The sequence below is a fragment of the Acidisphaera rubrifaciens HS-AP3 genome (genome assembly GCF_000964365.1).
Taxonomy (GTDB): Bacteria; Pseudomonadota; Alphaproteobacteria; order Acetobacterales; family Acetobacteraceae; genus Acidisphaera; species Acidisphaera rubrifaciens.
The window spans coordinates 1-1,161 of sequence record NZ_BANB01000635.1; the positions used below are offsets into that span (position 1 = coordinate 1).

1 protein-coding gene is annotated in these 1,161 nt (G+C 74.1%); it reads right to left on the bottom strand.

What is annotated here, in order from left to right:
• Positions 1 to 1,047, bottom strand: a 1,047-nt coding sequence (locus B8460_RS15635) for an asparagine synthetase B family protein (protein WP_048862542.1), incomplete at its 3' end; no start/stop codon positions are given.
• Positions 1,048 to 1,161: the final 114 nt, after the last annotated feature.

The following is a 1,161-nucleotide window of genomic DNA, read 5'->3' on the forward strand; positions in this document are numbered from 1 at the left end:
GCGGCGGGCGAGAAACCAGGTGGGAATGATCGCGTAATCGGCGGCCGGGTCGTCCATGCAGGCGACGATCTCCGGCAGGTGCGTCCAGAGCATCGCCTCGGTGATCTCGATCGCCTCGTGCGCGGCGCCGGCGGCGCGTGCGACCGCCGCCGCCTGTGCTCGCTCGTCGGCGGTGGCGGTGACGTCCCAGCCGGCGGTGTAGGCGAGCACGGGGCGCGGATTGAGCCGCGCCATCATCGCCAGGAGTGCCGCGCTGTCGATGCCGCCCGACAGGAACATCCCATAGGGCACGTCGCTTTGCTGATGCAGCGCGACGCTGTCGGCGAGCGCCGTGTCGAGCCGGGCCAGGGCGGCGTCCTCGCTGATCGTCTCCGGCGGCCCGTCGGGCAGGGCGGCGACGCGGCGACGCTCCAGGACATGCCCCTCGGCGCAGACCAGCGTCTCGCCCGGCAGCACGCGCTCGATCCCCTCGAAGATGGTGTCCGCCCCGGTGGTGAACTGGAGCTGGAGCAGCTCATGCGTCTTGCCGGCGCGCAGGCGGCGCGCCACGAGGCCCGCGTCCAGCAGGGCGTGCGGCTCCGACGCGAAGGCGAGGCCGCCCTCGATCGCCGCCGTATAGAGCGGCTTGATGCCGAACGGATCGCGGCTGAGCGCCACGGTGCGCGCACTGCGGTCGTGGACGGCGATCGCGTACATGCCGCGCAGCGCGGCCGCATAACCGGCGCCGTCGCGCAGCCACAGGTGCAGGGGCGGCTCGCAGTCGCTGTTGGTGGCGAACCGCGCGTCGGGCATCGCCGCGCGCAGGGCGCGGTAGTTGTAGATCTCGCCGTTGGCGACCAGCGCCGCCGTGCCGGCATACAGGGGCTGATCGCCGGTCGCGAGGTCGATGATCGCCAGCCGGTTGTGCACCAGCGCGATGCGCCCGGCGACCATCTGCCCCGCGCCGTCGGGTCCGCGATGGGCGATGCCGCGGGCGAGGGCGGCCAGCACCGCCGGATCGACCGGCGGTCCGCTGGAGGCGAGGATCAGCCCGGCGATGCCGCACATCAGCCGCGCGTCCCGGCGGCGTGACCGGCCGTCGCGAGGAAATGCCGCCACGCCGCGACAACCGGCGCCTCGGCGAAGTCGCGTTCGAAGCGCGCGCGCCCGGCGGCGGCGAGC